General features: G+C 31.9%; 7 protein-coding genes. All 7 read right to left on the bottom strand.

What is annotated here, in order from left to right:
- Positions 1–175: 175 nt before the first annotated feature.
- On the bottom strand, positions 176–1408 hold the full coding sequence (locus CWS20_RS21070) for an ATP-grasp domain-containing protein (protein ID WP_158237024.1): 1233 nt from the start codon (positions 1406–1408) through the stop codon (positions 176–178).
- Positions 1365–2414, bottom strand: a complete 1050-nt coding sequence (locus CWS20_RS21065) for a cysteine synthase family protein (RefSeq protein WP_066193329.1) — start codon at positions 2412–2414, stop codon at positions 1365–1367. Before CWS20_RS21065 ends, CWS20_RS21070 begins: the two co-directional genes overlap by 44 nt.
- Before the next feature lies 1 nt (position 2415).
- The gene (locus CWS20_RS21060) at positions 2416–3327 is read right to left on the bottom strand and encodes a GHMP family kinase ATP-binding protein (RefSeq protein WP_066193327.1); all 912 of its coding nucleotides are present in this window, start codon (positions 3325–3327) and stop codon (positions 2416–2418) included.
- A gap of 27 nt (positions 3328–3354) precedes the next feature.
- Positions 3355–4782 (bottom strand): argininosuccinate lyase, encoded by a 1428-nt coding sequence (locus CWS20_RS21055; protein ID WP_083957252.1) that lies wholly within the window; start codon positions 4780–4782, stop codon positions 3355–3357.
- Positions 4779–5837: a GntG family PLP-dependent aldolase gene (locus CWS20_RS21050; protein ID WP_066193326.1), complete on the bottom strand. Its 1059-nt coding sequence runs from the start codon at positions 5835–5837 to the stop codon at positions 4779–4781. The genes CWS20_RS21055 and CWS20_RS21050 overlap by 4 nt, the downstream gene beginning before the upstream one ends.
- A 10-nt stretch (positions 5838–5847) precedes the next feature.
- Entirely contained in the window at positions 5848–9804 is a 3957-nt protein-coding gene (locus CWS20_RS21045; protein ID WP_066193325.1) for a non-ribosomal peptide synthetase, read from the bottom strand.
- A 163-nt stretch (positions 9805–9967) separates the two neighbouring features.
- Positions 9968–10747 carry an SDR family NAD(P)-dependent oxidoreductase gene (locus CWS20_RS21040; RefSeq protein ID WP_066193323.1) on the bottom strand — a complete coding sequence of 260 codons (780 nt, stop codon included), beginning with the start codon at positions 10745–10747 and terminating at the stop codon, positions 9968–9970.

Here is a 10747-nt window from a genome sequence, read left to right as displayed (position 1 = left end):
AAAGAAACTAAAGAAACGCGCGCCGATTGAATATCGACACGCACTCACTGCTTAGCTTTTTATGTTGTCTACTTGACAGGGGCAAGACCGCCTGCAAAGTACAGACAGCAGCTTTTTTAAAATGTCCTTACAAAGGGTACAGTTTATGAAGGTAGTAGCCTTTTTTATTTCGCAATCAAATTACCTTTATGTTTATTTTTTCTATAATTAAATTTAATTTATCATTTAATTCTTTATAAGAATTTGAATTAAGTATAAAATAGCCCAAGCGATCAGACGAGTTTTTAGCTTTTCTCACATTTGCACCTGACTTTGCATTAATTGAGGCTAAGTGAAATTCAGGTAATTTTTTTATTTCTTCAATTCCATTTATCTGTTCTAATATACCATCAGAAGGTGCTGTAATAAATTGTATGCCAGAAAAGCTCTTGATATGAATATTTTCAATTTCCCTTTTGTTTAGGATTGAAAGAATATGTTGCTCTAGAATATCTATCCCTGCTGACTCTTTCACTAGTTCTGGAATCATCCCACCAGCCAACCTAGGGTTAATCTCTATAATATAACAATCCCCTTTATAAATCTTAATTTCAGCATGAAGTGCTCCTCTTAGATAACCTAACTCATCCGTTGCATTTGAAACAGTTTTAAGGATAAGCTCTTTTATATCCTGACTAATGAGAGCCGGGAATATATGTCTGTATTCGACGAAGAATGGTGTACCCATAGTAGTCTTTTCAGTAATACCTATTAAGTTGAGTTCTTCTTTATTTACAAAGAACTCAACACTATATTCACTGCCTTCAATATACTCTTCAATTAAGACCTTTGGGTGCATCTTCTGATTTCGCATATTTGTATCTTTCTCCAGAATTACTTTGACGTGATTATATACTTCCTCAGTATTAAAACATAATTTAACGTCGTTTGACCCACTATCCATAGAAGGCTTTACAATGCATGGAAAATTAATGTTATCATTATAATTCTTTAAATCTGTATGTTTTTCGATTATTTTGTATTTTGGTTGTTTTATTTGTTTTTTCTTTGAAAGTTTAGTTCGGAGAAGTGCTTTATCTCTATAATTTTTTATGAAAGTTGGATTATTAATATCGTAGCCATATTGTTTTGCAAGTTCAGCTGATATTTCAATATAATATTCGCTTGTACTCAAAATGCCAACGATAGATTCTATTCCAATATATTCAATTGTAGCACTTAATTCCTTAATATTGTTAGTATCACATATTACATATTCTATACCCTCAAAATCATTATATTGAGAAAAATCATTAGTTAACAGAAGCCCTTTATACCCAAGTTTTTTAGCAACATCAAAAGCTTTTTTTCCTGTACCAGTTGTATTAGACTCTATGAATAGAAGTATGTTTGCTTTCTTTGTCTTCAATACTATCCCCCCGTAAAGTTAAGTATGACCAACTTTCCACTGCCTCGCCTTCTATAACCTTAGTGGGATTATTAGGAATTGTCCCTAATTTTAAATTATTCTCATCCCAAAATTGCTTGTTATATATTGAATCCTGATACCGGTCTCCTCTATCAGGAAAAATCGCTACAATTACCTTATTACTACCAACCTGTTTACCAATCCAGGATGCAACTGTATATACTGATCCAGAGCTATTACCTGCGAATATTTTCTCTTTTTTTCCTAACCTTAAGGTCGATTCGAAAGCCTCGTTATCATTTAACCAATGTACCTCATCAATTATTTCATAATTTACATTTTTAGGTTTTATACTATTTCCTAATCCGCCTTGAAGTCTGCTGCTCTTTAAAGGCTGATTAAAAATGATACTTCCGATACTATCAACGGCGATAACTTTTAGATCTTTATTATATAATTTAAGTTGACTTGCAATTCCACATAATGAACCTCCGCTACCAACGGCACCTACCAAGTAATCGATAGATTTTAACTCTTTCATAAGCTCGTTAGCCAGTGGCCTGTATGCTCCTGGGTTATTAGGATTTTCATATTGTTTTGGCCAAAAATGATTTGGGTGAATTTTAAAAAGCTCATATAAATATTCAAGTCGAGCACCTTGCCAACCATGCTCATTCATCTTATCAACGATATGCACATTCGCACCCAATGTTTTTAATTTTACTAAGGTCAATGAATCAATTCTTGGATCAGTAACAATAATAACTTCATGACCAAGTGCCGTACCAACCATTGCTACTCCTAGTGCCATAGTTCCTGAAGAGCTCTCTATAATTGTAGCATTCGGTTTAAGGCTACCATCTTTTTTTGCTTGCAAGAGAATATTTTTAGCCACTCGATCCTTCATACCGTAGTGATTTAATAATTCTAATTTGGCATAGACATTTGATTCACTTAACTTAACCAAAGGTGTATTTCCAACGGAGTCAATTAAGCTATTTTCCATATCAATTCTCTCCTTGGTTAATAGTATGCATTATCTGAACATGATCTGATAGTTTACTAATAAGTTTTTTGGCCATACCTAGCTTTGTATAATACTCTTCATCATTTTGAGAAATTAAAATACCTATATAAGTACCACTATGAGCGACCACAACACCTAGCCCATTTATTTCATTATTGATATCTATCATTTGATTTAAAGTTCTTTTTGGAGAAACATTTTGATGTAAAATAGCACTTCTTGTTGTAACTTCACCAATCCCTTTATAATCGCTTTTGTTTATCGCAGTTACTAATTTCTCTAGTAATAATTCATATTCTTGTTTTATATCGATTTCATACTTATAATACCTTCTATTAAATTCAATAGTATTAATTTCTCCGCCTTCATCATGTGAGATTATTGTTAATGCTGGAACATTGCCAATGCACTCTCTTAATTTTGCCTCTCTATGATAATAAGAAACAATGGATGAATACATTACTCCATCCGTTGGTTCTATTTTGGCAAGATACTGTTGTAGTTTAATAATATCTAATGTAAAGTCATAAGCTGATTCAATGGCCCTTGACACAGCTACTAAGTCTGCAGATGAACTAGCTAAGCCCTTTCCTATAGGGATTGTACTCTCTATTTCTAATGAACCGCCTAATGGAAGTTTGTTATCTCTTAATATCATTTCACATAGGTATTTCGCTTTCACTTTAAAATTAGGCTTTATATCGATTGATTCTTTAGCAAGGTCAGGTTTGAAAATTGCTTTAGAATACCTATTAATAGGCAGCGTTACTAAAAATGGCTTATTATTAGTAAGTACTCCCTGCAACAATTCCCCGAAAGTTCCACTAGAAAATCCGGTTCCTTCTTGTTTTACATGAATGTTGTTAGGAGTATTCAGAATGTCAGTACGCAAATTTACAACCTCCTAAATCTTGATAATTTAGTTATTTCTACTACCCCAAACTTCATCAAATTCTTCATTTATTATTTTATAGTCCCTCAACATGGATTTTACTGAACAGGGACTAGTCGATCCTAAGGTCTGTTTATTCAAGTTTTGTTTTGTAGAGAACAGATTTTGGATTAGATGATCCTCTATATACACACTAAATCCATGCTTATCACTAACTTCTCGTATTATTTTTGAGTTTAAATTCATTGGCGTTAGATGATTCTCAATAGCTGTTCGAATGACCTCACCTACAATGGATTGAGCTTTTCTATTCGGAATTCCACACTCCTTTGATAGGTAGTTTGCAAGCGTAAAACCTCCAAAAAATTCATTTGAACAGTCTTCTAGCATTTTATCTTCATTAAAATCTATATTTTCGATAACTATTTTTAATAAGCTTAGATTTACGTTTGTTGTCTTAAATAATTCCAATATATATTTACTTCCCTCTTTAGAAGTCTCAATTAAATTTGTAAATGGTGTATTTTTTTGAGACAAAGTTAGTCCATTATAAAAAGATATCATGTGGGAGTTCTGACCCCTAATTCTTTCTAAAATAGGATAATTTTTCTTTTGAGGCATAGCCGAAGAAATACCAGATAACTCATCTGGTAAGTCAATATAACTGTTTATCAGCCAATCAATAAGATCCGTTGCAAATCTACTAATTAATACTCCTAAATTTGCTTGAATCGCTGCAATCTCAAGATGGCCCTGCTTAGATGCTATGGAAGATAGTGCAGTATTTTTAGGCTTTATAAAACCTAGTTCATTAGCAATCCACTTTCTGTCCCATTCATATTCTAACCCTGCCATAGCACCAGACCCTAAAGGACATTGATTAATGTAATCATAACTATTTGAAAGTAAATTCCTTATATGAGTTAGCTCTTCGACAATTGATAGAAAGTAAAAGGCTGGTGTAATAATTTGAGCTGGTTGAAAATGGGTTCTTCCTGGAATCGGCATATTAACAGAGTCACATGACTTATCAATTAAACTTTTTATTAATTCTGATACTTGACTTTCTAAGTTCAATAATTGATCTCTTAATAACATGATTTGTGCACAACTTTGTATATCGTTTCTACTTCTGTCACTGTGCCATTTAACTGGTAATTCATCTCCTAATATCTTTTCAACGTATTTTTCTATTGCAAAAGATATATCCGACATGTTTTCTAGTGGATTTGCCTTTATAATTGAGCTATCTAAAGTGGTTAGCGCCTGGTCTATTTTAGTTCTTTCTTCGGTATTAATTAAACCTAACCTTTCATATTCTCTATTCATGACGAGCTCCATTTTAATATAATAATTCATTAAGTTTTCTACTTCGTAATTAAAATGTGGTTCTAAAATGTAAGTATTAACAAAATCGTTTGGTTCTTGTGTTATTCTACCCGTTAAATGTATCAACGATAAATTCTCCCCTCTTGTTTCGAAAGAGGTATCGCTCTTTTTATAATTTCTATTGTGTCTAATATATCTTCATCACTAATATTTCTATGCAAAACAGCCCTAATGACGCCAGGTTCTAACTCATCAATATTTAGTCCAAACATTGCACATGTAGTAATAAACTTATCTGTTGAATATTCAGGTTTTAAGGTGAAGAATACCATATTAATTTCTATACTTGCATTAATTTCAATCTCATCAATTAAACTTAAGTAACGTGCTAAGTTTTTGGCTTTAGTATGATCTTTTTTCAAGGTTTGAGCCATATTATCTAACGCTACAATTCCAGGTGCTGCAATTATCCCTGCTTGCCTCATACCTCCACCTAACATTTTTCTAATCCTTCTAACCTTATTGATAAACTGTTCGGTACCTGCCACGATTGATCCAATAGGAGCTGATAAACCTTTCGATAAACAAAACTGTACTGAATCAGCATACATAGCAATCCTGTCTGCTGGTATTTGTAATGCGATTGCAGCATTAAAAATTCTTGCACCATCCATATGCAAAGCTATTTCTTTTTCTCTAGTATAATAGAACAATTCCTCTAAATAGCCTAAAGGTAGAATGTTTCCTCCAGTACGGTTACTAGGGTTTTCAATACAAAGTAAGGAAGGTAACGCAAATTGTGGATCATGAATATCAATAGGAAACGCTTTTTCTACATTACTTATTTTTAAAATACCATCTGCTTCAGTTTTAATTGGTTCATAAATAACTCCTCCGCATACAGATGCACCCCCGGCTTCATAAATATAAATGTCAGATTTATCTCCGACTAAAACTTTGGAACCTCTTGGGCAATGAGCTAGTATCGATGCTAAATTAGCCATAGTACCAGAAGGCATAAGTATTGCAGCTTCCTTACCTAGCATATTTGCAGCCTTTTTCTCTAATTCTTTGACAGTTAAATCTAAACCGTATACATCATCACCTAATATAGCCTTACTAATAGAATTCAGCATATCAACACTCGGTAATGAAAAGGTATCGCTTCTTAATTCAATCATTTTGAACCACCTATTCTTTCAATAAAGTTTTAAAAATCTTAGCAAGTTTATTTACTTTAGATTTATCCATTAAATTATGATGGTTCCCATCTATTTCATAGATAAATAAATTCTTGGTTGTTCTCTCTCTCCATACATCAGCATCTACTAATGGTATTGGGTTTATTTCTGATAGTTCATTCACATTAAATAAATGTATATTATGATTTAAATAATAATCACAGTGGAATTCTTCTGCAGCCACATTATTACAGTACATTATTTCTAAAATTCTATTTGTCTCATTAATAGTTGATTCTAGTGGAATCATTTTTCTGTTCTTAACCTCTGAATGGATTATTTTTATTTTTTCTTCTTGAGTTATATCCTTATCGAATGAAATATTTAATCTTGAAGCCCATGCCTCAACGGGAGATTTACGAGATTGTGCTACTTTAAGATAATCGTCCTTACTATCTATAGGATATGTATCTATTAACCCAATAAAATCCACAGTTTTATGCAACTTTTCTAATTGATGCGCAATTTCAAACGCAATTGTACCGCCTAATGACCAACCAGCTAAAAGATATGGCCCAGCGGGTTGCATCTTTACTATTTCTTTAACATACTCTTGGGCCATATGCTTTATAGATTTCAAAGGTTCTCTATTGTCATCGTATCCTAAAGATTGTATCCCATATATTGGATTTTCAATATTCATTTTTCTCACAAACTCGTAATAACATATAATTCCTCCTCCCCCTGGATGTATTAAAAATAAGGGAACCTTATTTACATCTCCGTTTTGTAACGGAATTATATTTGAGTTTTCTGATTCACTGCTTTGACTAGTTTCAATAACTTTACACATCTGTTCGATTGTTGAATGTTTAAAAATAATACTTAAAGGGAGCTTTACATTAAATTCTTTGTTGATAATATTAAGTAATTTAAAGGCATTTAAGGAATGTCCTCCGATATCAAAAAAATTACTATTAATACCTATTTGATCGTGTCCTAGAAGTTCACTCATTATTCGACATATAGTAAGTTCCTTGTTTGTTCTTGGTAAAACTAATTTAACCTGCGAGTTAATACTTAAATCTGGTATCGGTAGTGATTTTCTATCAATTTTACCGTTGGGCAAAAGCGGTAAAGAGTTCATTTTCTCAAAATGATTTGGCATCATGTATAATGGTAGTTTAGAAGTCAGTTCTTCTTTAATCTCCTCCATTGCAGCACCACTCTCAGATAACAATGAAATATAGGCTATAAGTTTGTAATCATTATTATTATTAATTACTTTCACAACACCCTGTTTGACTAATTTACAATTATTTATTACTCGCTCAATTTCATCTAGCTCAACTCTGATTCCTCTAAGCTTAATTTGATTATCTTCACGTCCAACAAACTTTATATTTCCATCTTCAAGGAAATATCCTTTATCACCAGTTCGATACATAATTTTATTTTCTTTAAACGGATTATTTACAAATGATGAAATCGTCTTTTCTGGATCATTTACGTATCCCTTACTTAATCCAATACCAGATACATATATATCACCAGTTACATATGTAGGTACGGGGTTTAAGTTTTCGTCTAATATATATACTTCATTATTCATCACAGGCTTACCTATTGAAATAATTTCACCACTAAATTGATCTTCTTCCCTACACAAGTATTGCGTAACATCAATTGAGGCTTCAGTTGGTCCCCATGTATTATAAACAGGGCAATCTATTTTCTTTATTAAATTGTTGTATAAAGCAGATGTTAACGGCTCACCAGCACTTGCTATAAATTTCAAATGTTGACTTAGGTAGGAGATGTCTTCTTTATTTAGTTCTCCCACTATTTCATTTAACATACTTGGTACAACTTGAAGAAAAATAACTCTATGTTTTATCATTGCATCAATAATAGATCTAGGATTTCTATGTTCTCCGGGGTCTAACAAACATACATTTCCACCAAACAATAATGGCCAAAACACTTCTAAACCAAATGCATCAAAGGTATATAAAGTCTTCTGAAGCACAGGATCTCCAATCTGCAGGTTATGAGTCTGTTGCATACAGTTCATTCGATTAATCCAGCCAATATGATGATTTATTACACCCTTAGGCTCACCAGTAGAGCCAGAAGTAAAGTAAATTGACAGCATACTTTCAGGTGTTGTTTTGGTTAAAGGATTATTAGTGAATTTATCTATAGATAAATCTGATTCATTAACACTATAAGATTCTACATTAATACATTTTCTCAATTTAGCTTTACTTTCATTATTTGTTAAAACAAATGCTACTTTTGCTTTTTTTATAATATTTATTGTCCTACTTGGTGGATCCTCAATATTAAGTGGTACGTATACTCCCCCCATTTTTAAAATAGCTATAATAGAAATAATCATTTCCATTGACCGGTCCATATATATACCAATTGGAGAACCACTATCGATTTTATTTTTAACCTCTTCTACTAACTTATTGCACTTCTGATTAAGTTCGAAGTATGTTAACGTCTGTTCTTCAAATGTTAAAGCTATCGCATGTGGATTTGCTTCAACTCTATCTTCAAATAATTCATGTATACATTTTTGGGGAGAACTCTCGTTTTGGGTATTCTTTAAAAACATACTATTTTGGTACTCTTCGGTCACAATTTTTATATGCTTTAAAGGCTTATTAACATTATTAGATAAATTAGATAGTAATGTCTTAAAGTGATGACCAAACATCTGATTTATATAACTTTCATTGAAAAGTTTTGTATTATATTCTACCTCCAACTCCATTTGATCATTTCCTACAATTATAGACAGAGATAAATCAAGTTTACTTGTACTGTTATCTAATTGAATCTCATCATATTTTATACCCTCTAATGTAGGTTTATCGGAAGTGTAATGTAAGGCAAACATTATATTAAATAACGAGTTATTAATATCTTCTCTACTAGGGCTAATCTCTTTTACTATTGAATCATAAGGAATATATTTATTTTTAAAACATTCATAGACATTGGCCTGAATGTGCTTTAAGTTATCCGCGAACGAAGTGTTTGAATCAATCTTAGAATTAATGACAATTGTATTAATAAAAAGGCCCATTACATTCTCAAGCTGTTTATTCTCTTTCAAACTTACAGGGGAGCCAATACTGATTTCACTCTGTGATGTGTACTTATTAATCAATACTTTGAACGCGGTTAGTAAGGTAGTAAATAAAGTTGTCCTATTGGATTTTGAAATTTTTTTAATAGATTGCTGTAATTCACTTGATAGGATGAATCTATTGGTTTTTCCGTTTAAACCGAGTGTAGCTCCATGCTTGTTAAATTCCACCTTAACTGGTGAATTTTTTAATCTTTTTTTCCAGAAATCAAGAGATTCCATATAATTAGTTTTTTCTTGCAACGATCTTTCCCATTCTGCAAAATCTGCAAATTGAATATCTAATTCTGGTAATGTTATGACTGTCTTACAAACTTCATGGTTATATAAACTAAATAAATCTTTAAGTAAAATACCTAATGACGGTCCATCACAAAGAATATGATGAATATTGAATACAAAATAATAAACGTTAAATTCTGTTTTAATTATTTTTGATTTGAATAGTGAGTCTTCACATTCAATATCAAATGGCTGATGAATAAAATCGTTTATGACTTTGCATGCTTCATCCTTTGATCGTTCTAAGTATTCAAATGAGTATTCCATATTACTGGTAACTAGTTGAGATAATTCTTCTTCAAATATAAAGCTTGTTCTTAAAATTTCATGACGATCTAGTAGTTTACCTAAGCTTTTCTTCCATGCCTCCAAATTTAAATCCCCTTGAAAACGGAAAACTTTTGAGATATTATATGTAGGTTTATGAGGTTCTAAATTATGAAGAACCCAAAACCTTTCTTGAGAAAACGACGGCTTTAATTTGTAGTATGTTATGGGTTTACTTTTTATTTCAGTAGTCATACTTTGCCACTCCTTAAACATTATGGATGTTTAGCTTTAGCAAAGTATAATTTTTTTCAATAGAATAATCATTAGTAAATTACGCAAAGTGAGCAAGAATAGAGAAATAATCTTTCAAAATAAAAAAACTGTACTATAAAGTACAGTTAGAAAAGAAACATTCTCATCTTCCAAGTGCTAGACCACCATCTACCACTAAAGAATGGCCAATGATATAACTTGCGCTATCTGAGGCTATCCAATAAACTGCCTCAGCAATCTCTTTCGTGCTAGCCATTCGTCCCGCAGGAATATATTTATTGCATAACTCATCAGTACTATCTTCACTAACTCCTAAAACTCTAGTTGCCATTGGTGTTTGCACTAAACCAGGAGTAACATTGTTTACTCTTATTCCAAATCTTGCAAATTCATGGGCAGCTGTCTTAGTTAAACCCTCTAATGCGTGTTTACTGGCTGAATAGATTGCTCCATTCGGTGTAGTCTTTAATCCACTAACTGAGGATATATTAATGATTGAACCACCACTTCTTTGACGCATCATTTGTTTTATTTGATATTTCATACATAACCAAGTACCCTTTAAATTCACATTAATTACTTTATCGAATTCATCTTCTTCCAATTCAATCATTGAAGCAAAGCGATGTTCAATCCCCGCACAATTACAGGATATATCGATTCTACCGTATTTTTGTACTATCATTTTGATCATATTATTTATATCTTGGGCATGATTAATATCTAGATGATAGAATTCAATTTTCTTAGATATTTGTGATAACTCTTCTTGTGCATTAAGTCCTTTTTCAACATTCCTACCTGTAATGATAACTATATTATTACTATTTTCAAGGAATTTCCTCGCAATGCCTTTTCCTATACCTGAATTGCCGCCTATTATTAAAACGACTTTATCAATGTTATTTTCATTTTTATTCAT

Source organism: Cytobacillus horneckiae, from assembly GCF_002835735.1.
Classification (GTDB): domain Bacteria; phylum Bacillota; class Bacilli; order Bacillales; family Cytobacillaceae; genus Cytobacillus; species Cytobacillus horneckiae.
Note: the sequence above shows the minus strand (reverse complement) of the source record. Positions and strands in the feature narration are given on the sequence as shown.